The organism is Kitasatospora sp. NPDC057904 (assembly GCF_042887925.1).
Taxonomy (GTDB): Bacteria; Actinomycetota; Actinomycetes; order Streptomycetales; family Streptomycetaceae; genus Kitasatospora.
In genome coordinates this window covers 278,306-300,788 of the sequence record NZ_JBHVOL010000007.1, presented here as the reverse complement: position 1 = coordinate 300,788, position 22,483 = coordinate 278,306, and the positions used below count along the sequence as shown (strand labels likewise).

The window sequence follows — 22,483 nt, the reverse complement described above, 5'->3', positions numbered from 1 at the left end:
TGCCCGGCACTGCCGCGCCGTCCACCGACAGCCCGGTGGGGAGGACGACCATCGTCGGCAGGCCCGAGGGCCGCATGCCCTGGTTGCTGCGGTTCTCGCACCCCTGGGCCGCCGCGATGGCGAGCGCCACCCCGATCGTCACCGTGACGAAGACGACGAGCCGCTGCCGCAGCAGCCGCTGCCGCGGGGTGGTCGGCCGCCCCGGGGCGGGGGTGTGCTGACGGTCGCGGGGCCGCCCGCGGTCACGGCCGCCGGGCTGGCCGGGCGCGGGCGTCTGCTGACGGTCCCGCACCGGGCGTCCCCCCGAGGCCGCCTCGGGTCTGGGGTGCGGGCCGGCCGCCCCTTGCGGGCGCCGCTGCGCCGCGCCGGGCCCGGAGGCCCCGGGCCGGCTGCCCGCCACGGCCCGGGCACGTGCCGCGGCCGCCGGGTCCGGGGAGCGTCCGGGCGCGGGCACGCCGTGCCGCACGCCGCCCGGGGCGTCCGCCTCGGGCGCGGGCGGGGGAGTCGCCGAGGCGCGCCGCATGACGCGCCCGCCGCCGGCCGCCGCCGCTCCGCGGGCCGCGAGCTCGCTGAGCCGCTCGTGCAGGGCGGCCGCGCCGGGCCGTTCGGCGGGCTCCTTCGCCAGGCAGGCCCGGATCAGCGGCGCGAGCTGCGGCGGCACGTCCGAGAGGTCGGGCTCCTCGTGGACGACCCGGTAGAGCATGACCTCCGACGAGGCCCCGGAGCCGAACGGCGTGTCCCCGGTGAGCGCGTAGGCGAGCGTCGCGCCGAAGGCGAACACGTCGGTCGCGGGCGTGACGGCGACCCCGCGGACCTGTTCGGGCGCGAGGAAGCCGGGCGAGCCGACGGCGGTGCCGACGTGGGTGAGCGTGCTGGCCCCGCGCGACCAGGCGATGCCGAAGTCGATGATCCGCGGGCCGCGCGGCGAGAGCAGGATGTTGGAGGGCTTGAGGTCGCGGTGGACGACCCCGGCCTCGTGGACCTTCACGAGTCCGTCGGCGAGCGCGGCGCCGACCCGGGCGGCCTCCTGCCAGCCGAGCGGTCCTTCGTCGCCGACGCGCTTATAGAGGGAGGGCCCGGGCACGTAGGCGGTGGCGAGCCAGGGGCGGTCGGCCTCGATGTCGGAGCCGACGACGCGCGCCGTGCAGCCGCCGCGGATGCGCGAGGCGGCGGCGATCTCGCGGGCGAAGCGGGTGCGGAACTCCTGGTCCTCGGCGAGTTCGGCGCGGATCAGTTTGAGGGCGACCCGCTGCCCGCGCCGGTCGGAGCCGAGGTAGACGACCCCCATGCCGCCGGCCCCCAGTCGCCGGTGGAGGCGGTACGGCCCGACGATGCGGGGGTCCTCACGCCTCAGCCGCATCATCGCCATGTCCGTTCCCCGTCAGCCCGTGGGTGAGGCCCCGTCGGTTGGGGCATCGTCAGTTCCTGTCCGGCACAGCTTACGGACTGCCCGCTGCGGTGTGCTGATACGCAACACCTCAAGCCACCGTGCGATTGTCCGATCTTGCACTGACCTGCTGGTCATGAGGGTGCCGAAACGTTTCTCGGGGTCGTCTCTCAGGGTTCCCCCGGGGGCCCGGTCGAGACCGTCTCCCCCTGCGGTAGTAGTCCCTAAGTCGGACCGTCATCCTCGGGGATGCCCGAGGAACAGTACGACGGCATGACGCCCGAACGGCCCCCCGAGCCATAGCGTTGTCCTCAGCGGTGGACGGGGAGCTCGTCCCCCGAGGTTAGCCGTCCACCGCGCCAACTCGACCGGGCGAACGGCTCCGAGACCGGATCAGGAGTAAGGGCATGGCACCGCAGCTCACGGGAACCCCCCGCCGCCGTCGGCCGGCCTTCACCTTGCCCCGCACCGCCGAGCCGACGCGGCACCCCGCGGTGGCGCTGGCCATCGCCCTGCCGTGCGCGGTGCTGCTGGTGGCCCTGTTCGGCGGGTGGGACCAGATGGCGAACCAGGTCCAGGCAGTGGCGGACCTGATCATCCACTGAGACTTGGCCGGCCCCCGTGGCCGGCCGCGGAACGGACACTGATCCCCTGGGGACGGGGAGCCAGTGTCGCCGGGGAGGCCGTGCCCGCGTTGAGACGCGGACGGGCGAGGAGCGGTGCGCAGAGCGCCCCGGCAGGCGGAGACGCCGCGTACGGACGTCGGTGAGGGCGACCGTACGCGGCTCTTCTCTTTTTTCTCGCTGCCCACGCAAAAGGCCGGGGCCGCGACCCTGACGGATCGCGGCCCCGGCCGTTACTGTGCGCGATACTGGGATTGAACCAGTGACCCCTACCGTGTCAAGGTAGTGCTCTCCCGCTGAGCTAATCGCGCCTGGTGTGGCGGTCCTGCAGCAGACCCCGGAGGGTCCGACGTGCGCGATACTGGGATTGAACCAGTGACCCCTACCGTGTCAAGGTAGTGCTCTCCCGCTGAGCTAATCGCGCGGGGAGGTTCTCCCGGCGGAACCGGGCGATCCTCTTGGAGGTGGAGACGGGATTTGAACCCGTGTACACGGCTTTGCAGGCCGTTGCCTCGCCTCTCGGCCACTCCACCAGGCAACACTCGGAGAACGATCTTACACTGTTCCCCATCGAGCGGACGACGAGATTCGAACTCGCGACCCTCACCTTGGCAAGGTGATGCTCTACCAACTGAGCCACGTCCGCCTGTCTCCCGGGACCTTCACCGCTTTTCTTCGGCTGCGCTCCCTGGCGACGTGTTGAACTCTAGCGGATTCCCGGGCCAGCTAAAAATCCGTTCCCGCAGCGTGCACTCGGTGCACACCCGGAAGCCGCTCGCGCCCGGTCGTTCCGGCGTACGCCCCCGGCCTCGTCGAGCGCCCCCGACCTACACTTCAGGCACCGCCGCCCAGCACCACCGCGCAGGAGAACCGTGTCCGGCCGCACCGCCCCCCAGACCCCGCTCGCCCGCTTCGGCGGCCGCCTCGCCACCGGCCTGCGCGACGTCACCTCGGACCCGGCCGCGCTGGACTCCGCCGGCTACTGGGCGGTGGCCTACGACTTCGAGGGCCGCCTCACCTGCGCCCGCTTCGACGACGTCCGCCCCGCCCCCGCCCCGCCCTCCGGCGCCGGCTGGCACGGACCGGACGCCGGCGACTGGCACAGCTCCCTGGACCGCGACGCCTACACCGCGGGCGTCCGCCGCATCCGCGAGCACATAGCCGCCGGCGAGGTCTACCAGGCCAACCTCTGCCGCGTGCTCTCCGCACCGCTGCCCGATCCCGGTCGCACGGACGTCGACGCCCTCACCGGACTCCTCGCCCACGGCAACCCCGCCCCCTACGCGGGCACGATCCGGCTGCCCGACCACGGCGTCGAGATCGCCACCGCGTCGCCCGAGCTCTACCTGCGCCGCTCCGGCCGCACCGTCTCCTCCGGTCCGATCAAGGGCACCGGCCGCACCGAGGACGACCTCCTCGACAAGGACCACGCCGAGAACGTGATGATCGTCGACCTGGTCCGCAACGACCTCGGCCGCGTCTGCGCGACCGGCAGCGTCACCGTCCCCGACCTGTGCGCCGTCGAGAAGCACCCCGGCCTCGTCCACCTCGTCTCCACCGTCGAGGGCACCCTGCGCGACGGCGTCGGCTGGCCCGAGCTCCTGGGCGCCACCTTCCCGCCCGGATCCGTCACCGGCGCACCCAAGTCCAGCGCCCTGCGGATCATCGAAGCCCTCGAAACCGCCCCGCGCGGCCCCTACTGCGGGGCCGTCGGCTGGGTCGACGCCGACCGGGGCGAAGGTGAACTCGCCGTCGGCATCCGGACCTTCTGGATCGACCGCACCGACCCCGCCGTCCCCGTGCTGCGCTTCGGCACCGGCGCCGGCATCACCTGGGGCTCCGACCCCGACCGCGAGTGGGCCGAAACCGAACTGAAGGCCGCCCGTCTGGTCGCGATAGCGTCGGGCAGCGAGACCCTCTGAAGGCCCGCGAACGCCGCGCAGCACCCGCAGGACCGCAGAGCCCCCAGCCCCCCGCCGAAGAACCGCCCCCGAGGAGCAGCGCCCGATGCACACCCCCACCAAGAGCTGGGTCAACGGCACGCTCGTCGATTCCGCCGACGCCGCCGTCTCCGTCCTCGACCACGGACTCACCACCGGTGACGGCGTCTTCGAGACCATGAAGGCCGCCGACGGCCGGGCGTTCGCCCTCACCCGCCACCTCGACCGCCTCACCCGCTCCGCCCGTGGCCTCGGTCTGCCCGATCCCGACCACGACCGGGTCCGCGAGGCCTGCGCCCAGGTCCTCGCCGCCAACCCGATGCCGCTCGGCCGACTGCGCGTCACCTACACCGGCGGCGTCGCCCCCCTCGGCTCCGAGCGCGGTAACTCCGGCGCCACCCTCGTCGCCGCCATCGGTCCCGTGAACCGGCGCCCCGACACCACCGCCGTCGCCGTCGTCCCCTGGCGCCGCAACGAGCACAGCGCCGTCGCCGGCCTCAAGACCACCTCCTACGCCGAGAACGTCGTCGCCCTCGCCGCCGCCCACCGTGTCGGCGCCTCCGAGGCCCTGTTCGCCAACACCGCCGGACTGCTCTGCGAAGGCACCGGCTCGAACGTCTTCGTCGTCATCGGCGGCCGCCTGCTCACCCCCACCCTCGCCTCCGGCTGCCTGGCCGGCATCACCCGCGCCCTCGTCGTCGAGTGGTGCGGCGCCGAGGAGACCGACCTCCCGCTGGAGGCCCTCCGGGACGCCGAGGAGGTCTTCCTGACCTCCACCCTGCGCGACGTCCAGGCCGTCACCCGCGTCGACGACCGCGAACTGCCCGGGATCGGCCCGGTCACCGCCAAGGCCATGGCGGTCTTCGCCGAGCGCAGCGGCGACGACCTCGACCCGTGAGCCCGCTCCGGCGGGCTCGTGTCCTTAGCCGCCTCCGGCGGACTCGTGTCCTCAGCCGCCTCCGGCGGACTCGTGTCCTCAGCCGCCTCCGGCGGACTCGTGCCCTCAGCCGCCTCCGGCGGATAAGCCTCCCGGGGCGGGGAAGGGACCACCACATGACCTCCACGCTGCGGCCCGAGGGCCCCGAGACACCCACCCCCGCCGGCGGCCGCACCAGACGCTGGCAGATCTGCGCCAACGGCCGCCAGGTCGGTGCCCTGCGCACCACCGCCGTCCCGCACGGCAGTCAACTCTTCGGAGAGATCGCCGAGTTGGAGATCAGTGAAGGGCGCGGCCGGGGCCGCGGGACGTTCGGCGCGCTGGCCGCCGAGGAGGTGCTGCGCGGCTGGGGCTGCACCCGCGTGGACATCGACGTCCCCGAGTCCGCGCAGGTCGCCCGCGGCCTCGCCCTCGCCCTCGGGTACACCGAGCGGATGCGGAACCTGGCCAAGCACCTGACCGCACCCCCCGATCTCCCGGCCGGCGTCACCGCCCGCGCGATCGGGGCCGGGGAGTTCCCGGCCTGGCTCGACCGGGCCGCCGAGGACTACGTCCGCTCGCTGCGGGAGTCGGGCCTCACCGAGGAGCAGGCCCGCGCCAAATCCGGCGTCGACCACCAGCGCCTGCTCCCGCAGGGCGCCGACAGCCCCGGCGTCGCGCTGCGCCGCCTCTACGGTGGCGGGGACGACGCCGGCACCGAGCCGCTCGGCTCGCTCTGGGTGGACCTCCACCTGCGCGACCTGCCGGACGGCGAACCGCTCGCCTGGGTCATGGTCGTCGAGGTGTCCCCGGCCCACCGGGGCCGGGGACACGGCCGGACGCTGATGCTGCTCGCCGAACGCGAGTGCCTGGCCGCCGGTGTCCGCACCCTCGGCCTGAACGTCTTCACCGTCAACGAGGTCGCCATCCGGCTCTACACCTCGCTCGGCTACCGGGTCACCAACCGCCTCTACGGCAAGCCGCTGTGACCCGACGATGCGTCAGGAGGCCTTCTTCTCCTCGATGATGGCGACGATCCGCTCGCGCAGGCCGTCCTGGCTCTGCCCGCCGTCCAGCCGCTTCCCCGCGATCACGTACGTCGGCGTGCCCTCCACCCCGATCGCCTTGCCCTCGGCCTGGTCGGCGTCCACGGTCAGCATGTGCCGCCCGTCGATCAGCGCCGTGTCGACCTCGTCGGCGTCCACCCCGACCTCGCGCGCGACGTCCAGCAGCACCTGCTGCCCCTTCGCGTCCAGCTCCTCGACGCGGGCCAGCAGCGCCTCCACGAACGGCCACCCCAACCCCTGCGCGAAGGCCTCCTCGGCCGCCTCGGCGGCCGCGTAGGCGTACTTGTGCTTCTCCAGCGGGAAGTGCCTCACCTCCACCGTCAGCGCGTCACCGTACCGGGCACGAAGCGCCCGTACGTCGTCCAGGGCGGTACGGCAATCCGGGCACTGGAGGTCGCACCAGAACTCGAGACGGGGAAGGGAACCATCGATCATCCCCCCAGTGTTCCACTAGTGGGCCCCGCGCCGCCCGGCGGTGCGCCCGAGGGCCCGGCGACAGGAGGCACCCATGACCAGGACGACCCGATCCGACCGGACGCCACCGTGCTGAGCGCGGCCGTCAGCTTCGCACTCACGGCGGCCGGCGTCGCCGTCGCGGGCCTGCGCGCCTACCGGCGCCGCTTCCTCTCCGCGACCCGCTGGTTCGCCGTCGCCCTGCTGCCCGCGGGCCTCTACCTGACCGGCCTGTTCCCGGTCGCCCGCACGATCGCCGACGAGGTCGGCACGTGGGCCACCAAACTGGTCTTCGACCCCCGCGTCTGGACCGGCATCCTGCTGCTCGGCATCTCCGTCGCCCTGCTGCTCACCACGCGGTTCGTGAGCCGCCGCGGCGCGGTCGAGGCGCCGGAGGCCCGCCCGGCGGCGGCCCGGACGCCGGAGCGGTCCGCAGTCGAGGCGGCACAGCCCAAAGCCGCGCCGAAGAAGGCCGCGGCGAAGAAGCAGGACGACGGCCTCGGCGACTTCTCGGACATCGAGGAGATCCTCCGCAAGCGCGGCATCTGACCGGCCGCGGGGGCGTGCGGCCGGCGGCCTCAGGCGGAGGGCACGGCCTCGGCCGAGCGCTGCCGCGCCCGGTAGGCGGCGACGTGCAGCCGGTTCCCGCAGGTGCGGCTGTCGCAGTAGCGGCGGGAGCGGTTGCGCGAGAGGTCCACGAAGACGCGCGCGCAGTCCGGCGCCTCGCAGCGGCGCAGCCGCTCGCTCTCGCCCGCCATGAAGATGAACGCCAGCGCCATGCCCAGCTCGGCGGCCAAGAGGTCGCCGAGCGCGGCGTGCGGGGCGAAGTAGTGGATGTGCCACCCGTGGTGGTCGTGGTTGGTCAGCCGGGGCGTCGTGCCGGCGGCCGCGACGATCGAGTTGACCAGCTCGGACGCCGCCGCGGTGGACTCCGTCCCGAACACCTCGCGCAGCCGCGACCGCAGGTCCTGCACGCTGCGCAGGTCGCCCTCGGTGAGGGAGTCGATCTCGCTGATCCCCTGGTGGACCACGAAGGCGTCGAGCGCGGCCACGTCCGGCAGCAGCTCGGTGCCGCAGACCTCGGGCGCGGTGTTGAGCAGCTCGACGAGCGTGTTCAGCGCGCACTCGGTGTCGTGGGTGATCAGCACGTGGGGACTCCTCGCGGAGGGGGGACGTCGTTACCCCGCGTCGGCGGTTACCCCAGACCATACCGGGCCGTGCGGCGGAAGGCCGCTGCCTTCTTTCGAAGGTATGTACGGATTGCGTCACTGTGACGGAAAGCAGCCGGCGGTCAATCGAATAACCCCTCCGAAGACCGGTCCGCCACCCCGAAAACGGCGGCGCCCGGCATCGAGGCCGGCCACCCGAACGGATGGCCGGCCTCGATGCCGGGCGCCTGCAGTGCTGCGGCCCCGCTCCTGGTGGGAGCGGGCCGGCACCGGCCCCGAGGCCGCGTCGTGCGCGGCTGAGTCTGCTGCCGTGCCCCCGAGTAGGACGGCTGCGATGACGGCAGGGGGTGCGGCCCCGCCGTCGGCGGGGCGTGACCGCCTCCGGGCGGGATCAGCTTTCGGCGAGGATGTGGGACAGCTCCCGGTCGAGGTCGAAGTGGCGGTGTTCGGTGCCGGGGGGCACCGCGGCGTCCGTCCGCTTGAGGAACGACTCAAGCGCCCGGGCAGGGGCCTCCAGCAGGGCTTCTCCTTCCGGAGAGCTCAGCGCGATGCAGACCACCCCTTGCCCGTGGCTGCGCGACGGCCACACCCGGACGTCGCCGGTACCGGTGGGTCGGTGCAGCCCCTCCGCGAGGAGATCTCGGGCGAACACCCACTCCACGGTCTCGTCGGCGCCCGTGTGGAACGTGGCGTGCACGGCGTAGGGGTCGGCGGTGTCGTAGCGCAGGCCCGCGGGGACGGGCAGTGAGGACTCGCTGGACACGATGAGGCGCAGGTGCAGCTCGCAGCTGACCGTGGTGTTCATAAGCGCCATGGCCTTTCGCTCAGTGTGCGCTCGGGGAATCGCACGTCGGCGAACGGACCATCCCACCTCCAAGCCCGATGTAAACCCCTCTGTCCCGATTCGGGGCCGAGTCGTACCCCTTACGGCGCATTGCGGAATCTTCCCCGAGTGCCCCTGCCCGGCATTACCGGGCCGCTTCTCGGTTACTTTCCTGGCATGACTGTGCGAAACGACAAGACCGGCGGGAACACGGGAACGGGTGAATCGATCATGTCGAACGGCACGGCCGGCGGGACGGCCCCCGAAGGCGGCCGGGCGCCCGGCTCACGGGCTCCCGCGTTCATCCGCCGTTCCCGTCCGCTCCACCTCGCCTGGCGGGCGGTGATCTTCCTGGCCGGCCTCGCCGTCGTCGTCCTCGGCGTGGTCATGCTGCCGCTGCCCGGTCCCGGCTGGGTGGTGATCTTCCTGGGCATGGGGGTGTGGGCCACCGAGTTCGCCTGGGCCCAACTGGCCCTGCGGTGGACCCGCCGCAAGGTCAACGAGGCCGCCCGGCGCGCCCTGGACCCGCGGGTCCGCCGGCGGAACCTGACGCTCACCGCCCTCGGCCTGGCCGCGCTCGTCGGGGTCGGCGGCTGGTACTTCGCGCGCTACGGCCTGACCGTCCCCTGGACGGCGGACGAGAGCTGAGCCGATCCGGGGAGCGGCCCCCGCCGGGCGGCGTGTTCGGACCACCCTCCGGGATGCGGTAATGTTTTCCCTGCACCCGGGCGATTAGCTCAGCGGGAGAGCACTTCGTTCACACCGAAGGGGTCACTGGTTCGATCCCAGTATCGCCCACCGGAATGCATTGTGATATGTGAGGCCCAGCCGATTATCGGCTGGGCCTCACATGTATTTCCGGAATCCCGCCGGAAGTGCCCGCGCGAATGCACCTGAGCCCCAGTCACCTTCCGCGCGGAGCACCGGTTCTGCGGTTCGGCCAGGCCGGCCCCGGAAGGGGCGAGTTGTACGACCGGCTCCAAATGGTGCTACAGTTCTTCTCGTTGCCCGGGCGATTAGCTCAGCGGGAGAGCACTTCGTTCACACCGAAGGGGTCACTGGTTCGATCCCAGTATCGCCCACCGGACAGCACGCAGGCCCTGATCGGGATACCGGTCAGGGCCTGCGGCGCGTTCGGAGCCGGCCGCTACGCCGCCGCCTCGCAGCCGTGCTCCGGCTCCAAGCGCCTGCCGCAGCCGCACCTGGCCGGCCGGAGCGGCCAGGACAGGTCCACCCGCTCCGGCGTCCCGGACCGGTCGAACCAGTTCTGCAGCCCCCGCGCCTGCGCCGCGTGCCAGATCGCCTGACGCAGGTGCAGCTCGGCCGCCGTGAGCCCGCCCAGCGCCGCCGGGTAGCGGGCACCGATCGTCCGCGTCAGCGCCAGCGCCGCCGAGGCGTCCGCCGCCGCGTCGTGCGCGCCGGCCAGCTCGACGCCGTAGTGCGCGCACAGGTCGGTCAGCGTCCGGCGGCCCTTGCGGTAGCGGTCCACGTGCTTGTCCAGCACCCGCGGATCCAGCACCACCAGTCCGGCCGCGCCCAGCCCGCCCGTCAGCGCGAGGCCGTGATGGCGGCGCAACTCCCGGTCCAGCAGCGTCAGGTCGTAGGGCGCGTTCATCACCACCACCGGCCGCCCGGCCCTGGCCTGCGCGGCCAGGGCCCGGGTTATCTCCGCCACGACGGCGCGGGCCGGACGGCCGTGCGCGCGCACGTGGTCGTCGGTGATGCCGTGCACCGCCCGGGCGCCGTCCGGGATCGGGACCCCCGGATCGGCCAGCCAGGTCTCGGTCTGCACGGGTGCGCCCGGGGCGAGTTGGACGACCAGGGCGGCCGAGACGATCCGGTCGTGCTCGACGTCCACGCCGGTGGTCTCGGTGTCGAAGGAGGCGAGTGGGCCGGTGTACCAGTAGTGCTGCATGACTGCCCCTCAGACGTGCGGTCCGCACCCCGGTGATACCCGGTTCTGACGCCCGCTCAACCGTTTGGCGCAGGCCGGGCCGGGGATCCTGGCCTTGGGCCGCTCCCGGGGGTGGCGGGCCCGGGGGGAGGCTAGGGGCGATGGCGCTGACACAGCCGCAGCCCGACGAGGCGGCGGCGGTCCTGCGGGGGAACCTCGCGGTGACGGCCTGCATGGAGACGCTGCAGGTCGGCTACCTGCACGCGGTCGCCGCGGCGGCCGGCTGCTCGCTCTCCCAGCCCTTCCCGGACAACGGCATCGACTGGCAGGTCAGCCACGGCTCCCGGGCGCACGAGGTCGACGACGAGGTCACCATCAAGATCCAGCTCAAGGCGACCCAGCAGATCGCGCCCGACCCGGCCGGGCCGTTCTTCAGCTTCACCCTGGACAACGACCACCTGCGCAAGCTCGCCCGGGCCCGCGTCGCGGTGCCCCGGATCCTCGTCGTCATGCTGCTGCCGCGCCGGGTCGACCACTGGCTGGCGGCCCGGCCGGACGCGCTCGAACTGCGGCACTGCTGCTACTGGGTCAACCTGGCCGGCCACCCCGTCACCGGGCAGCGCCGCACCAACGTCCGGGTGCCCACCACGAAGGTCTTCGACGACCGCGCGCTGTGCGACATCATGGCCAGGGTCGGCGCGGGCGGCAGCCCGTGACGGCCCGGCCCCGGCCGGGAGGAGCCGCACCCATGACACCACCCCACGCACCGGGCGAGCCCGACGGAGTCCTGCCCGGCGGCGGCCTGCCCGACCCGGCCACCGTCGACCCCGCGGTGCTCGCCACCCTGCTCGCCCGGCACGGCTGGGTGCGGCGCGGCGGCCCCGCCGCCCGGTACGGCCGCTGGACGCCCCCGGACGACGACCCCGGCACCAGCCTGCTCGTCCCCGCCGGCGACGGCTTCGATGACGCGGTCGACCTCCTCACCGACGCCGTCACCGCCCTCTCCCGCTCGCACAGCCCCTCTGCCCGCTCGATCCTGCTCGCCCTCTCCGTGCCCGGCGACGAACTGCGCTGGCACCGCGACGTGCCCGGACCGGCCGGCACCGCGCCCTGGGAGGACGCCGAACGGCTCGGGCGGGCGGCCCGCGCCATGCTCGCCGCCGGGGCCAAGGCCGGACGGACCAGGGCCGCCTACTTCGGCGCCCGGCTGGACACCTGGGCCGACGACTTCCTGGACCGCGTCCTGGTCGTCGAACAGGGCGCCGGCCTCACCGCCTACACCCCCGCCCCCGAGGGGCGCGCCGCCGTCACCACCCTCGTCCGCGCGCTGGAGGCACTGCGCGACGCCGTCGACTACCGGCGGGTCAGCGGCGGGCCCGAGGCCTTCGAGAACGCCGTCCAGGCCGGGGTCAGCCGCGAGCTCGTGCAGTCCGTCGAGGAACTCGTGCGCGGCGCGACCGCCGCGCGGCTCGCGGTCGCCTGGTCGGCCGCCGCCGGCACACCGGGCGGCTTCGGCGAGCGCCGCGTCGTCCTCGACTTCTCGCCCGGCGACCTGCCCGCCCTCGCCGAGGCCGCCGAACTCCTGGAGCGCATCGAGCCCGCCGTCGCCGTCACCGTCGTCGGCGTCGTCGTCCGCCTCAAGCGCGCCGACCCGACCGGCCCCGGCACCGTCCGCCTGCGGATCCTCGGCGGCGCCGAGGTCCGCGAGCTCAAGGTCCGGCTGCCCGACCCCGACTACCGGCTCGCCGCCGAGGCCCACCTCGCGGGCGTCCCGGTGCGGGTCGCGGGCCGGCTGGAGAGCCGCGGCGGCTTCCGCCGGCTCACCCGGCCGCAGGGCCTTGAGCTGTGCGGATGGGACGAGGGCGACCGAGAGCGGCTGCTCAAGGGACTGACGGACGGGGGAGAAGGCGGCTAGATCGCCGTCGGTGGACGGTGGGGGCGGCGCTCTCGGTACCATCGTCACGCGCAGCGCAGTGTTGCGTCCTCTAATCCAGCACGTCAGGAGAGACCGGTGACGGACGTCCGGGTAATCATCAACCGCGAACCCGATCGGGAAGAGCGCGTGGTGACCACGGGCACTACGGCCGCCGAGCTCTTCGCCGACGACCGTTCGATCATCGCCGCCCGCGTCGGCGGCCAGCTCAAGGACCTCGCCTACGCCGTCCAGGACGGCGACGAGGTCGAGCCGGTCGCGATCGGCAGCAAGGACGGCCTGGACATCCTGCGCCACTCCACCGCGCACGTCATGGCGCAGGCCGTGCAGCAGCTCTTCCCCGAGGCCAAGCTCGGCATCGGCCCGCCGGTCAAGGACGGCTTCTACTACGACTTCGACGTCGAGAAGCCCTTCCACCCCGATGACCTCAAGGCCATCGAGAAGAAGATGCAGGAGATCATCAAGCGCGGGCAGAAGTTCTCCCGCCGCGTGGTCACCGACGAGTCCGCCCGTGAGGAGCTGGCCGCCGAGCCGTACAAGCTGGAGCTGATCGGCCTCAAGGGCTCCGCCGCCACCGCCGGCGAGGGCGCCGACGTCGAGGTCGGCGCCGGCGAGCTCACCATCTACGACAACCTGGACGCCAAGAGCGGCGACCAGTGCTGGGGCGACCTCTGCCGCGGCCCGCACCTGCCCAGCACCCGGCACATCCCGGCGTTCAAGCTGATGCGCAACGCGGCCGCCTACTGGCGCGGCAGCGAGAAGAACCCCATGCTCCAGCGCATCTACGGGACCGCCTGGCCGAGCAAGGACGAGCTGAAGGCCCACCTCGACTTCCTGATCGAGGCCGAGAAGCGCGACCACCGCAAGCTCGGCAACGAGCTCGACCTCTTCTCCATCCCCGAGGAGATCGGCTCCGGCCTCGCCGTCTTCCACCCCAAGGGCGGCATCATCCGCCGCGCCATGGAGGACTACTCGCGCAAGCGGCACGAGGAAGAGGGCTACGAGTTCGTCTACACCCCGCACGCCACCAAGGGGAAGCTCTTCGAGAAGAGCGGCCACCTCGACTGGTACGCGGACGGCATGTACCCGCCCATGCAGCTCGACGAGGGCGTGGACTACTACCTCAAGCCGATGAACTGCCCGATGCACAACCTGATCTTCGACGCGCGCGGCCGCTCGTACCGTGAACTGCCGCTGCGCCTCTTCGAGTTCGGGACCGTGTACCGGTACGAGAAGTCCGGCGTCGTGCACGGCCTGACCCGGGCCCGCGGCTTCACGCAGGACGACGCGCACATCTACTGCACCCGCGAGCAGATGGCGGAGGAGCTCGACTCCACGCTGACCTTCGTGCTCAACCTGCTCCGCGACTACGGTCTGACCGACTTCTACCTGGAGCTGTCGACCAAGGACCCGGAGAAGTTCGTCGGCAGCGACGAGACCTGGGAGGAGGCCACCCGCGTCCTCGCGGCCGTGGCCGAGAAGCAGGGCCTTCCGCTGGTGCCGGACCCGGGTGGCGCGGCCTTCTACGGCCCGAAGATCTCGGTCCAGGCGAAGGACGCGATCGGCCGCACCTGGCAGATGAGCACCATCCAGCTGGACTTCAACCTGCCGGAGCGCTTCGACCTGGAGTACACCGCGGCGGACGGCTCGCGTCAGCGGCCGGTCATGATCCACCGCGCGCTGTTCGGCTCGATCGAGCGCTTCTTCGCGGTGCTGCTGGAGCACTACGCCGGCGCCATGCCGCCGTGGCTGGCCCCGGTCACGGTGACCGGCATCCCGATCACCGACGAGCACGTCCCGTACCTGCTGGAGGTCGCGGCCGAGCTGAAGAAGCACGGGATCCGGGTCGAGGTCGACACCTCGGACGACCGCATGCAGAAGAAGATCAGGAACGCTCAGAAGAGCAAGGTTCCGTTCATGCTGATCGCCGGCAACGACGACATCGAGGCCGGGGCCGTCTCCTTCCGCTACCGCAACGGTGAGCAGAAGAACGGCGTGCTGGTCGCGGACGCCGTCGCGGAGATCGTGGACGCGGTGAAGAACCGCATCCAGGTGTGACGTCGCAGTCCGGTTGACCTCGACGCGGGGCAGGCTCCTGAGGAGTCTGCCCCGCGCGGCTTTGCAGGGGGCCTCGGGCGAATATGCTGATCAGCATGACGACTGAGCCGGAACTGCAGCGGGGCGTCGGTGAGCCGGACGGCTTCCGCCGCCTGTGGACCCCCCATCGGATGGCGTACATCCAGGGTGAGAACAAGCCCACCGGCCCGGCTCCGGACGACGGTTGCCCGTTCTGCTCGATCCCGTCGCTGAGCGACGAGGACGGGCTGGTCGTCGCGCGCGGCACGTCCGTCTTCGCGGTGCTGAACCTCTACCCGTACAACGGCGGCCACTTGATGGTGGTCCCGTACCGGCACGTCGCGGACTACACCGACCTGGACGAGGCCGAGACCGCCGAGCTGGCCGGGTTCACCAAGAAGGCGATGACCGCGCTACGGGCCGCCTCCGGCGCGCACGGGTTCAACATCGGGATGAACCAGGGCGCGGCGGCCGGGGCGGGGATCGCGGCGCACCTGCACCAGCACGTGGTGCCGCGCTGGGGTGGGGACACCAACTTCATGCCGGTGGTGGGGCACACGAAGGTGCTGCCGCAGCTGCTGGCGGACACCCGCAAGATGCTGGCCGAGGTCTGGCCGCAGGACTGAGCGGACGCGCGTGAGCGGAGGGGCCCGTCACCGGGAGTACCGGTGACGGGCCCCTCCGTCGTGTCGGCCGGCCGATCGCTCAGCCCGCGTCGAACTGGTCGACCTTGTACGGCCGGGTGCCCTGCGCCTCGGACTTGATGATCGAGGTGCGGTTCTTGAAGAAGCGCTCGGTGTCGAGGTCGTGCTCCTCCAGGAACTCCAGCGTGGCGGCGTGGACCGCGCTGAGCACCGGGACGGAGGCGTTGAGCGCGTTGTCCGTCATGAAGCGGCTGCTCCACGGCGGGTTCGCCCAGGCGTGCCGGAAGCCGAAGGGCTCGGGCAGGCCGATGCCGCCGCCGAGCCAGGCGAGCAGCCCGGGGATGCGGACCAGGGGTGCGCGCAGGGCCTGGCGCACCACTTCGTCGTTGTCGATCAGGGGGAGCTGGACGGTCCGCTCCTCCCAGAACTTGCCGGTCTTCTGGATCGTCTTCTCCTTGGGGGCGGGCTTGTCCCCGAAGACGCCGGCGACCGGGCCGAGCGCGTAGCCGGCGACCGTCACGGTGAGGGTGTTGGCGAGCAGGGTGACCGTGACGGTGAAGGTGATGATCAGCTTGCCGTCGAAGGTGATGAACTGGGTGGCGAGGTAGTGCCGGGCGCCGCCGCCGGAGAAGGTCTGCTTGTCGGCGATGGTCTGGACGGCGAAGTCGCGCATCCGGTCGCCGTCCATGTCGGCGCCCGCGGGGCGGGAGATCTCGTCGGCGTTCTCGCCGACTTCGAGCACCGCCCACTGCTTGATCGAGACGTTGGTCATGCCGCTGTTGGCGACCTCGCTGATCGAGAGCCCCTTGAGGTGGGCGCCGATCTTGCGGACGAGGTCCCAGGGGTGGAAGGCGCGGAAGTCGCTGTGGCCCTCGGCGGGCCGCAGCACGTCGACGAGTCGCCATTCGCCCCAGCGGCGGCCGACGCCGAGGATGCCCTTGGGGCCGGCATAGTGCTGGACGTTGGTCTCCTGCTCGGCTTCGAGACGGCCGAGCTTGTCGCGCAGGTCGACGGCCTTCTTGTCGAGGTCGTCGCGGGGGACGGCCTTGGCGACGGTGGCGGCGACGGCGTTGCCCTCGACGAGGGCCTGCCAGCGGGCGCGCAGTTCGCGGGTGGAGCGCAGGACGATGCGTTTGGCGAGGAACCAGCCGATCACCGGGGCGATCATGGTGATGCGCAGGTAGAGGCCGAGGAGTCCGGCGGCCGGGGGGCGCAGGGCGAGGAGGACGGCGACGGCGCCGGCGGCGAGGAGGGCGAGGCCGCCGTAGACCTCGTTCTGGCGGGACTTGTCCTTGAGGAGCCAGGTGCGGAGGTAGAACGCGGCCAGCCAGATGAGGCTTCCGGGCAGGGCGAGGAGGCCGAACACCACGGTGATGGTGGTGAGTTGGCGGTCCCGGTTGCCGCGGAACTCCTGGGCGGCGAGGCAGTGTTCGACGATCTGGCGGGTGTCGGTGCCGAAGGAGGGCACGATGGGCTTGCGGGTCGCGCCGAGGGCGCGGGCGATGACGGCGGTGCTGAAGGCCTCGCCGAGATTGGCTCGGAACAGCCGGAAGCGTGGCTTCTTGTAGGTGGCGGCGCCGATCTTCTCGACGAAGGGTTCGATCTCGCCGTCCCGGTAGGCCGCGGAGGAGAGCGCCTGGGTGACGGCGGTCTGCGGGCCGGCGTCGGTCCGGGGTATCTGCGCACCCGGGGTCATGTCGAGTGTGGTCACGGTGGTGTCCCCTCCTCCCCTTGTCAGCGGCAGGTTACCGTGCCGTGGTGGTGCTGCGCGGATGATCGTCTGAAGTACCGTCACGATCGGGCCGCGTTGGTTGCCGCGTTGGCTGCCGCGTTGGTTCGAGAGGCATGATGCCCAGCTTCGCCGGTGTCGATACCCGGTGGTTCCGGTCCGGTGGCGTGGGTGCAGGATGATCGTGACTGCGATGGAAGGGGTTGCCGTGAAGGATCCGGTGCTGGTCTTCGACGGGGACTGCGCGTTCTGCTCGTCGTGCCTGGGGTGGGCGGAGCGGTATCTGCGGCAGACGCTGGCGTCGGGGGGCTGGGAGGCGGTGCCGTTCCAGTTCGCCGATCTGGCGGCGCTGGACGCGCGGGCGGGTGGCGCGGGCGAGGTCACCTGGGAGCGTGCGGAGCGCGAGGTGCTGTGGGTGACTCCGGCGGGGCGGGTGTACGGGGGTGCGCAGGCGGTGGCGCGGCTGCTGATGCGGTCGGGCGGCGCGTGGGCGTACCTGGGCGCGCTGTTGACGCTGGCTCCGGTGCGGCCGGTGGTGGGCGTGGTGTACCGCTGGGTGGCGAGGAACCGGCACCGGATGCCGGGTGGTACGCCGGCGTGCGCGCTGCCGAACCGGCAGGCCGTTCAGTCGTCGTAGCGTTCGGCGACGGCGGCGGGCATGGGTTCGTGCCGCAGGTAGGCGCGGCTGAACTCGGCGGTTCCGTGGGTGAGGGAGCGCAGGTCGAGGGGGTAGCGGGTGAGTTCGAGCTCGGGGACCTCGGCGCGCAGGAGGGTGAGTCCGGGGCCGGCGTTGTCGCTGCCGAGGACGCGGCCGCGGCGTGCGGAGAGGTCCCCGAGGACGGCGCCGAGGTAGTCGTCGGGGAGCAGGACGCTGACGGCGGCGACGGGTTCGAGCAGGCGGATGACGGCGTGTTCGGCGGCGTCGCGCAGGGCGAGGGCGGCGGCGGTCTGGAAGGACGCGTCGGAGGAGTCGACGGAGTGGGCCTTGCCGTCGGTGAGGGTGACGCGGACGTCGACGAGCGGGTGTCCGGTGGCGACGCCCTTGGCGAGCTGGGCGCGGACGCCCTTCTCGACGGACGGGATGAAGTGCTTGGGCACGGCGCCGCCGACGACGTGTTCCTGGAACTCGAAGCCGGAGCCGGCGGGGAGGGGTTCGACTTCGAGGTCGCAGATGGCGTACTGGCCGTGGCCGCCGGACTGCTTGACGAGCCGGCCGTGGCCGGCGGCGGCGCTGCCGAAGGTCTCGCGCAGGGCGACCTTGGGTTCGACGGTGTCGACGTGGACGCCGTGGCGGGTGCGCAGGCGGTCGAGGACGACGTCGGCGTGGGCCTCGCCGGTGCACCAGAGGACCAGCTGGTGGGTGTCGGGGTTCTGTTCGAGGCGCAGGGCCGGGTCCTCGGCGGTGAGCCGGGTGAGGGCCTGGGAGAGCTTGTCGTCGTCGGCCTTGCTGTGGGCTTCGACGGCGATGGGCAGCAGGGGTTCGGGGAGGGTCCAGCCGTCGAGTTCGACGGGGTGGCCGGGGTCGTGGACGGTGTCGCCGGCGCGGGCGGTGGTGAGTTTGGCGGCGCAGACGAGGTCGCCGGCGACGGCGTGCGGGACGGGGCGCTGGAGTTTGCCGAAGGGGCTGCTGAGGGCGGTGACGCGTTCGTCGCCGTCCTGGTCGGCGGGGTGCGCGGGGCCGGTGAGGTGGATGCGGGTGTCGGGGCGCAGGGTGCCGGCGAAGACGCGCAGGAGGCTGATGCGGCCGACGTAGGCGTCGCCGGTGACGCGGATGACCTGGGCGGCGAGGGGGGCGTCGGGGTCGCAGGCGGGCCCGGGGCGGGTGCGTTCGGTGGGGTCGGGGAAGGCGTGGGCGATGAGGTCGAGGAGTTCGGCGGCGCCGAGGCCGTTCTCGCTGGTGGGGACGGCGGGGTGGAGGGTGCAGGCGAGGACTTCGCGGCGCATGCCCGCTTCGAGGGCGTCGGTGTCGAGGGTGTCGCCGGCGAGGTAGCGCTCCATGAGGGCGTCGTCCTGGCCGGAGATGGCTTCGACGAGGCTCTCGCGGGCGGATGCGGTGTCGGGCAGGGGGGTGGCGTCGCCGTAGGTCTGTCCGGTGAGCAGGTCGACGCTGCCGTCGGGGTGGCCGTCGTGGTGGACGGGCAGGAACAGAGGGCGCAGGGTGTCGGGGCCGAGCTCGAAGGCGTCGTGGCAGGCGGTGAGGATGTCGTCGAAGCCGGTGCGGGCGAGGTCGAGCTTGGCGACGGCGACGGCGCGGGGGATGCCTTCGGCGGCGCACTCGCGCCAGAGGGCGCGGGTGGGGGCGGTGACGGGGTCGGTGGCGGAGACGACGAAGACGGCGGCGTCGGCGGCGTGCAGGGCGGCGCGCAGGTCGGCGGCGAAGTCGGGGTGGCCGGGCGGGTCGATCAGGTTGATCTTGGTGCCGCGCCATTCGAGGGGGAGCAGCGCGAGCTGGACGGAGCGCTGCTGCTGGTGCTCGATGTCCTCGTGGTCGGAGACGGTGGTGCCGTCGGCGACGCGGCCGGCCCGGCCGGTGGCGCCGGCGGTGAGGGCGAGGGTTTCGGCGAGGGTGGTCTTGCCCACACCGCTGCAGCCGATGAGGACGACGTTGCGCAGGTCGCGGGGGCCGGTGACGTTGGGGGCCTGGCCGGCTCGTGCGGTGCTGCGGTCGGGCATCGGGGTCTCCTCCCGTGGCGCCGAGGCTGTCTTTCGAAAGTCTAGGGTCGGGTCTCGCCGGGGCGCGTGTCGTGCGGGCGGCCGATCGTGGTGCGCGTGTGCGGGTCGGTCGGTGCGCCGTCGGGCGGTGCGTGCGCCGGAGCGTGTCGTCGGCGTGGCTACGATGGGTGCGCCGGGCGGGCTGATCCGTCCGGCCGTCTGCCGCGCGTGTTGCGCCAGGCGGGTACCAGGGAGATCGGAGCGGTCGGGAAGGCCATGCTCAACAAATACGCGCGTGCCTTCTTCACACGTGTCCTGACCCCGTTCGCCGCGTTCCTGATCCGGCTGGGCGTGAGCCCGGACGCCGTGACGCTGATCGGTACCGCCGGTTCGGTGGCCGGTGCGCTGGTGTTCTTCCCGCGCGGGGAGTTCTTCTGGGGCACCATCACGATCACGCTGTTCATCTTCTCGGACCTGGTGGACGGGAACATGGCGCGCCAGCTGGGCCGGAGCACCAAGTGGGGCGCGTTCCTGGACTCGACGCTGGACCGGGTCGCCGACGCGGCGATCTTCGGCGGTCTGGCGATGTGGTACGCGGGCAAGGGCGACAACAACCTGCTGTGCGCGGTGGCGATCGTGTGCCTGGCGAGCGGTCTGGTGGTGTCGTACACGAAGGCGCGGGCGCAGAGCCAGGGCCTGCCGTGCGACGTGTCGGGGCTGGTGGAGCGGGCCGAGCGGCTGGTGGCCAGCCTGGTGGCGGCCGGGGTCGCGGGTCTGCACGAGTTCGGGGTGCCGTACGTGGAGTGGCTGCTGCCGGTGGCGCTGTGGCTGGTCGCGGTGGGCAGCCTGATCACGGTGCTGCAGCGGATGCTGACCGTGCGCCGCGAGGCGTTCGAGGCCGACCGTGTGGCGGCCGGGAGCTGATGGGGGGCGTCCTGCGGTGACGGACCGACTGGTGTACTGGGCGTACGCGCTGGGCTGGGCGGTGCTGAAGCACCTGCCCGAGCGGGTGGCGCGGGCGCTGTTCGACCGGCTGGCGGACTACGCGTGGCGCAAGCGCGGCAAGCGGGTGCTGCAGCTGGAGGCGAACCTGCGGCGGGTCCGTCCCGGGCTGGACGAGGTGGCGCTGCGTGCGCTGTCGCGGGCGGGGATGCGCTCGTACCTGCGGTACTGGATGGAGTCGTTCCGGCTGCCGGTGTGGAGCCGGGAGCGGATTGCCAGGGACGTGCAGGTGGAGGGTTTCGAGCACCTGCGCGGGGCGCTGGAGGTCGGCCGGGGCGCGGTGATAGCGCTGCCGCACATGGGCAACTGGGACCTCGCGGGCACCTGGGTCGCGCAGCAGGGCCATCCGTTCACGACGGTCGCCGAGCGGCTGAAGCCGGAGCGGCTGTTCGACCGGTTCGTGGAGTTCCGGGAGGGCCAGGGCATGGAGGTCCTGGCACTGACCGGCGGCGGGGTGAACGTGATCGGCACCCTGGCGCGGCGGCTGCGCGAGGGGCGGCTGGTGTGCCTGGTGGGGGACCGGGACCTGTCGGAGGCGGGCATCGAGGTGTCGTTCTTCGGCGAGGCGACGCGGATGCCGGCCGGTCCCGCGGCGCTGTGCCAGCGGACGGGGGCGGCGCTGCTGCCGGTGACGCTCTGGTACGACGGGCCGCTGCTGCGGGCGCTGATCCACCCGGAGGTGCCGGTGCCGGCGGAGGGGGACCGCAAGGAGCGGACGCTGGCGATGACGCAGGCGATGGCGGACGTGTGGGAGCGGGGGATCGCCGAGCACCCCGAGGACTGGCACATGCTGCAGCGCTTCTGGCTGGCCGACCTTCCCGTCCGTGAGACGGTTGGGGGGACAGCGGGGGAGCAGGTGGGGGAGCGGGTCCTGCCGGTGCGCGGGGACGCGCCGGAGCCGGCCGGCGAGCCCGCGGCGGAGGCGACCGGGTCCTGAGACGCCGGGCCCGCTGCCGTACCGGAGCACGCGAAGGAGCATGAGGAACCCGTGAAGATCGGCATCGTCTGCCCGTACGACTGGGACGTCCCCGGCGGGGTGCAGTTCCACATCCGGGACCTGGCCGAGCACCTGATCGGCCTCGGACACGAGGTGTCGGTGCTGGCGCCCGCGGAGGACGACGAGGCGCTGCCGCCGTACGTGGTCTCGGCCGGGCGGGCGGTGGCGGTGCCGTACAACGGCTCGGTGGCGCGGCTGAGCTTCGGGATCCTGTCGGCGGCGCGGGTGCGGCGGTGGCTGCACGACGGGCGGTTCGACATCCTGCACGTGCACGAGCCGGCCTCGCCGAGCCTGTCGATGCTGGCCGCGTGGTCGGCGTCCGGGCCGATGGTGGGGACGTTCCACACGTCGAACCCGCGCTCGCGGGCGATGATCGCGGCCTCGCCGATCCTCCAGCCCGGCCTGGAGAAGATGCGGGCCCGGATCGCGGTGTCGGAGTACGCCCGGCGCACGCTGGTCGAGCACCTGGGCGGGGACGCGGTGGTGATCCCCAACGGCGTGGACGTCGGCTTCTTCGCGGAGGCCGAGCCGGACGAGCGCTGGACGGGCGGCGCGGCGGCCGGCGAGCCGGGCACGATCGGCTTCATCGGGCGGATCAACGAGCCGCGCAAGGGCCTGCCGACGCTGCTGGCGGCGCTGCCGAGGATCCTGGCCGAGCGGCCGGGCGTGCGGCTGCTGGTGGCGGGCAAGGGCGACGAGGAGGAGGCCGTGGCGGGCCTCGCGCCCGAGGTGCGGGCGCAGGTCGAGTTCCTGGGCATGGTGAGCGACCGCGAGAAGGCGCGGCTGCTGCGCAGCGTGGACCTGTACGTGGCGCCGAACACCGGCGGCGAGAGCTTCGGGATCATCCTCGTCGAGGCGATGTCGGCGGGCGCGCCGGTGCTGGCGAGCGACCTGGACGCGTTCAAGCAGGTGCTGGACGGCGGTGACGCGGGCGAGCTGTTCCCGGTGGAGGACGCGGACGCGCTGGCGAAGTCGGCGCTGCGGCTGCTGGGGGACCCGGCGCGGCTGGAGGAGCTGCGGAAGGCGGCGTCGCGGCACGTGCGGCGCTTCGACTGGTCGACGGTCGGCGCGGACATCCTCGCGGTGTACGAGACGGTGACGGCGGGCGCGGCTGCGGTCGTCGAGGAGGACGTGCGCAGCGGGCGGCGGGGCCGGTTCGGGCTGGCCAGGGACTGATC

The 22,483-nt window shown here is 72.8% G+C and carries 20 protein-coding genes, 6 tRNA genes and 1 pseudogene; 16 read left to right on the top strand and 11 right to left on the bottom strand.

Annotated elements, in window-relative coordinates; translation table 11 throughout:
• Positions 1 to 94: 94 nt before the first annotated feature.
• Positions 95 to 1,369: pseudogene (locus ACFVSN_RS20350) on the bottom strand (protein kinase); the annotation flags it as partial.
• 425 nt (positions 1,370 to 1,794) lie between these two features.
• Between ACFVSN_RS20350 and ACFVSN_RS20345 the strand changes: the two are divergent.
• Positions 1,795 to 1,992, top strand: a complete 198-nt coding sequence (locus ACFVSN_RS20345) for a hypothetical protein (RefSeq protein WP_380443632.1) — start codon at positions 1,795 to 1,797, stop codon at positions 1,990 to 1,992.
• A 257-nt stretch (positions 1,993 to 2,249) separates the two neighbouring features.
• On the opposite strand, the gene ACFVSN_RS20340 is transcribed toward ACFVSN_RS20345, so the two are convergent.
• The 4 genes from ACFVSN_RS20340 to ACFVSN_RS20325 all read right to left on the bottom strand — a co-directional run bounded on the left by ACFVSN_RS20340 (position 2,250) and on the right by ACFVSN_RS20325 (position 2,656).
• Positions 2,250 to 2,321 (bottom strand) — tRNA-Val (locus tag ACFVSN_RS20340).
• 41 nt (positions 2,322 to 2,362) lie between these two features.
• Positions 2,363 to 2,434, bottom strand: a tRNA-Val gene (locus ACFVSN_RS20335).
• 35 nt (positions 2,435 to 2,469) lie between these two features.
• Positions 2,470 to 2,543: transfer RNA gene (locus tag ACFVSN_RS20330), tRNA-Cys, on the bottom strand.
• A 40-nt stretch (positions 2,544 to 2,583) separates the two neighbouring features.
• Positions 2,584 to 2,656 (bottom strand) — tRNA-Gly (locus ACFVSN_RS20325).
• A gap of 226 nt (positions 2,657 to 2,882) precedes the next feature.
• Here ACFVSN_RS20325 and ACFVSN_RS20320 point away from each other — a divergent pair.
• From ACFVSN_RS20320 to ACFVSN_RS20310, 3 genes are all read left to right on the top strand, one after another.
• A complete protein-coding gene (locus ACFVSN_RS20320) occupies positions 2,883 to 3,932 on the top strand; it encodes a chorismate-binding protein (RefSeq protein WP_380443634.1) in 1,050 nt (349 codons plus the stop codon).
• Between the two features lie 85 nt (positions 3,933 to 4,017).
• The gene (locus ACFVSN_RS20315; RefSeq protein WP_387956336.1) at positions 4,018 to 4,848 is read left to right on the top strand and encodes an aminotransferase class IV; all 831 of its coding nucleotides are present in this window, start codon (positions 4,018 to 4,020) and stop codon (positions 4,846 to 4,848) included.
• A 155-nt stretch (positions 4,849 to 5,003) separates the two neighbouring features.
• A complete protein-coding gene (locus ACFVSN_RS20310) occupies positions 5,004 to 5,855 on the top strand; it encodes a GNAT family N-acetyltransferase (RefSeq protein WP_387956335.1) in 852 nt (283 codons plus the stop codon).
• Positions 5,856 to 5,867: 12 nt separating this feature from the next.
• Here the strand turns inward: ACFVSN_RS20310 and ACFVSN_RS20305 are convergent, their stop codons facing one another.
• Positions 5,868 to 6,368, bottom strand: a complete 501-nt coding sequence (locus ACFVSN_RS20305; protein ID WP_387956334.1) for a DsbA family protein — start codon at positions 6,366 to 6,368, stop codon at positions 5,868 to 5,870.
• Positions 6,369 to 6,386: 18 nt separating this feature from the next.
• Here ACFVSN_RS20305 and ACFVSN_RS20300 point away from each other — a divergent pair, with 18 nt between their 5' ends.
• Entirely contained in the window at positions 6,387 to 6,935 is a 549-nt protein-coding gene (locus tag ACFVSN_RS20300) for a hypothetical protein (RefSeq protein ID WP_387956333.1), read from the top strand.
• 29 nt (positions 6,936 to 6,964) lie between these two features.
• On the opposite strand, the gene ACFVSN_RS20295 is transcribed toward ACFVSN_RS20300, so the two are convergent.
• Both ACFVSN_RS20295 and ACFVSN_RS20290 read right to left on the bottom strand, forming a co-directional pair.
• Entirely contained in the window at positions 6,965 to 7,534 is a 570-nt protein-coding gene (locus ACFVSN_RS20295; RefSeq protein WP_380443645.1) for a CGNR zinc finger domain-containing protein, read from the bottom strand.
• 412 nt (positions 7,535 to 7,946) lie between these two features.
• A complete protein-coding gene (locus ACFVSN_RS20290) occupies positions 7,947 to 8,360 on the bottom strand; it encodes an SsgA family sporulation/cell division regulator (RefSeq protein WP_030056266.1) in 414 nt (137 codons plus the stop codon).
• Between the two features lie 195 nt (positions 8,361 to 8,555).
• On the opposite strand from ACFVSN_RS20290, the gene ACFVSN_RS20285 reads away from it, so the two are divergent.
• From ACFVSN_RS20285 to ACFVSN_RS20275, 3 genes are all read left to right on the top strand, one after another.
• On the top strand, positions 8,556 to 9,026 hold the full coding sequence (locus ACFVSN_RS20285; RefSeq protein ID WP_380438036.1) for a TIGR02611 family protein: 471 nt from the start codon (positions 8,556 to 8,558) through the stop codon (positions 9,024 to 9,026).
• 78 nt (positions 9,027 to 9,104) lie between these two features.
• Positions 9,105 to 9,176 (top strand) — tRNA-Val (locus tag ACFVSN_RS20280).
• A gap of 212 nt (positions 9,177 to 9,388) precedes the next feature.
• Positions 9,389 to 9,460 (top strand) — tRNA-Val (locus ACFVSN_RS20275).
• 65 nt (positions 9,461 to 9,525) lie between these two features.
• Here ACFVSN_RS20275 and ACFVSN_RS20270 read toward each other — a convergent pair.
• On the bottom strand, positions 9,526 to 10,293 hold the full coding sequence (locus tag ACFVSN_RS20270) for an exonuclease domain-containing protein (RefSeq protein WP_387956332.1): 768 nt from the start codon (positions 10,291 to 10,293) through the stop codon (positions 9,526 to 9,528).
• Positions 10,294 to 10,433: 140 nt separating this feature from the next.
• On the opposite strand from ACFVSN_RS20270, the gene ACFVSN_RS20265 reads away from it, so the two are divergent.
• The 4 genes from ACFVSN_RS20265 (at position 10,434) to ACFVSN_RS20250 (ending at position 14,907) form a co-directional block, all read left to right on the top strand.
• Positions 10,434 to 10,988 carry a DUF4365 domain-containing protein gene (locus ACFVSN_RS20265; RefSeq protein WP_359973248.1) on the top strand — a complete coding sequence of 185 codons (555 nt, stop codon included), beginning with the start codon at positions 10,434 to 10,436 and terminating at the stop codon, positions 10,986 to 10,988.
• A gap of 32 nt (positions 10,989 to 11,020) precedes the next feature.
• Positions 11,021 to 12,187 (top strand): hypothetical protein, encoded by a 1,167-nt coding sequence (locus tag ACFVSN_RS20260; RefSeq protein ID WP_380438032.1) that lies wholly within the window; start codon positions 11,021 to 11,023, stop codon positions 12,185 to 12,187.
• 96 nt (positions 12,188 to 12,283) lie between these two features.
• Entirely contained in the window at positions 12,284 to 14,263 is a 1,980-nt protein-coding gene (gene thrS / locus ACFVSN_RS20255) for a threonine--tRNA ligase (RefSeq protein ID WP_380438030.1), read from the top strand.
• A gap of 83 nt (positions 14,264 to 14,346) precedes the next feature.
• Positions 14,347 to 14,907 (top strand): HIT family protein, encoded by a 561-nt coding sequence (locus ACFVSN_RS20250; RefSeq protein ID WP_380438028.1) that lies wholly within the window; start codon positions 14,347 to 14,349, stop codon positions 14,905 to 14,907.
• Between the two features lie 79 nt (positions 14,908 to 14,986).
• On the opposite strand, the gene ACFVSN_RS20245 is transcribed toward ACFVSN_RS20250, so the two are convergent.
• Positions 14,987 to 16,636 (bottom strand): hypothetical protein, encoded by a 1,650-nt coding sequence (locus tag ACFVSN_RS20245; RefSeq protein WP_380438026.1) that lies wholly within the window; start codon positions 16,634 to 16,636, stop codon positions 14,987 to 14,989.
• Between the two features lie 211 nt (positions 16,637 to 16,847).
• Between ACFVSN_RS20245 and ACFVSN_RS20240 the strand changes: the two genes are divergently transcribed.
• Positions 16,848 to 17,291 carry a thiol-disulfide oxidoreductase DCC family protein gene (locus tag ACFVSN_RS20240; RefSeq protein WP_380438113.1) on the top strand — a complete coding sequence of 148 codons (444 nt, stop codon included), beginning with the start codon at positions 16,848 to 16,850 and terminating at the stop codon, positions 17,289 to 17,291.
• On the opposite strand, the gene ACFVSN_RS20235 is transcribed toward ACFVSN_RS20240, so the two are convergent.
• Complete coding sequence (locus ACFVSN_RS20235) at positions 17,279 to 19,327, bottom strand: elongation factor G-like protein EF-G2 (protein WP_387956331.1); 2,049 nt, start codon at positions 19,325 to 19,327, stop codon at positions 17,279 to 17,281. The two genes, ACFVSN_RS20240 and ACFVSN_RS20235, sit on opposite strands and share 13 nt — an antisense overlap.
• A 255-nt stretch (positions 19,328 to 19,582) precedes the next feature.
• Here ACFVSN_RS20235 and pgsA point away from each other — a divergent pair, with 255 nt between their 5' ends.
• From pgsA to ACFVSN_RS20220, 3 genes are read left to right on the top strand one after another with little or no spacing between them, the layout of a single operon-like run.
• The gene (pgsA, locus tag ACFVSN_RS20230) at positions 19,583 to 20,230 is read left to right on the top strand and encodes a phosphatidylinositol phosphate synthase (RefSeq protein ID WP_329925087.1); all 648 of its coding nucleotides are present in this window, start codon (positions 19,583 to 19,585) and stop codon (positions 20,228 to 20,230) included.
• Positions 20,231 to 20,246: 16 nt separating this feature from the next.
• The gene (locus ACFVSN_RS20225) at positions 20,247 to 21,245 is read left to right on the top strand and encodes a phosphatidylinositol mannoside acyltransferase (RefSeq protein WP_387595274.1); all 999 of its coding nucleotides are present in this window, start codon (positions 20,247 to 20,249) and stop codon (positions 21,243 to 21,245) included.
• A 51-nt stretch (positions 21,246 to 21,296) separates the two neighbouring features.
• Positions 21,297 to 22,481, top strand: coding sequence for a glycosyltransferase family 4 protein (locus ACFVSN_RS20220; protein WP_363648673.1), 1,185 nt, complete (start codon positions 21,297 to 21,299; stop codon positions 22,479 to 22,481).
• The last annotated feature ends 2 nt before the right edge of the window (positions 22,482 to 22,483 follow it).

Bases quoted from the DNA above. Each gene is read 5' to 3' on its own strand.
- ACFVSN_RS20285 (WP_380438036.1), top strand. From the start codon at position 8,556: ATGACTGTGCGAAACGACAAGACCGGCGGGAACACGGGAACGGGTGAA.
- ACFVSN_RS20260 (WP_380438032.1), top strand. From the start codon at position 11,021: ATGACACCACCCCACGCACCGGGCGAGCCCGACGGAGTCCTGCCCGGC.
- ACFVSN_RS20305 (WP_387956334.1), bottom strand. From the start codon at position 6,368: ATGATCGATGGTTCCCTTCCCCGTCTCGAGTTCTGGTGCGACCTCCAG.
- ACFVSN_RS20240 (WP_380438113.1), top strand. From the start codon at position 16,848: ATGGAAGGGGTTGCCGTGAAGGATCCGGTGCTGGTCTTCGACGGGGAC.
- ACFVSN_RS20250 (WP_380438028.1), top strand. From the start codon at position 14,347: ATGCTGATCAGCATGACGACTGAGCCGGAACTGCAGCGGGGCGTCGGT.
- pgsA (WP_329925087.1), top strand. From the start codon at position 19,583: ATGCTCAACAAATACGCGCGTGCCTTCTTCACACGTGTCCTGACCCCG.
- ACFVSN_RS20310 (WP_387956335.1), top strand. From the start codon at position 5,004: ATGACCTCCACGCTGCGGCCCGAGGGCCCCGAGACACCCACCCCCGCC.
- ACFVSN_RS20235 (WP_387956331.1), bottom strand. From the start codon at position 19,327: ATGCCCGACCGCAGCACCGCACGAGCCGGCCAGGCCCCCAACGTCACC.
- ACFVSN_RS20290 (WP_030056266.1), bottom strand. From the start codon at position 8,360: ATGAACACCACGGTCAGCTGCGAGCTGCACCTGCGCCTCATCGTGTCC.
- ACFVSN_RS20345 (WP_380443632.1), top strand. From the start codon at position 1,795: ATGGCACCGCAGCTCACGGGAACCCCCCGCCGCCGTCGGCCGGCCTTC.
- ACFVSN_RS20265 (WP_359973248.1), top strand. From the start codon at position 10,434: ATGGCGCTGACACAGCCGCAGCCCGACGAGGCGGCGGCGGTCCTGCGG.
- ACFVSN_RS20270 (WP_387956332.1), bottom strand. From the start codon at position 10,293: ATGCAGCACTACTGGTACACCGGCCCACTCGCCTCCTTCGACACCGAG.
- ACFVSN_RS20315 (WP_387956336.1), top strand. From the start codon at position 4,018: ATGCACACCCCCACCAAGAGCTGGGTCAACGGCACGCTCGTCGATTCC.